This window comes from Haemophilus sp. UMB1048 (assembly GCF_030218125.1).
GTDB lineage: Bacteria > Pseudomonadota > Gammaproteobacteria > Enterobacterales > Pasteurellaceae > Haemophilus_D.
This window is the reverse complement of the sequence record NZ_JASOPB010000118.1, coordinates 1-263: the sequence shown is the minus strand read 5'-3', so window position 1 is coordinate 263 and position 263 is coordinate 1. Positions and strand designations below refer to the sequence as shown.

Here is a 263-nt window from a genome sequence, read left to right as displayed (position 1 = left end):
CTACTTTCGCGAAGAACGGCGGCCGCGTTATTATCGGCTATGCTACAGGTTTGATTGACGAAAACTTCCACGTCGGTTTAGGCGGATATCCAGGCGCAGGCAACGGACTGCTGCGAGATATGCTCGGCGTGCGCGGGGAAGAATTCAACATCCTTGGCGACGAAGATCAAGCGATTAAGCTCTCCAATGGCGCTCAATCAGTGCTGTGGCAAAACGATATTTCGGTTCGAGACGATGTCGATGTTCTCGCGACCTACACGGGC

1 protein-coding gene is annotated in these 263 nt (G+C 53.6%); it reads left to right on the top strand.

Annotation, left to right across the window (positions count from 1 at the left end; translation table 11 throughout):
- Window positions 1-263 (top strand): beta-galactosidase trimerization domain-containing protein (locus QP437_RS10740; RefSeq protein WP_285267745.1); only part of this gene is annotated, 263 nt, incomplete at both ends.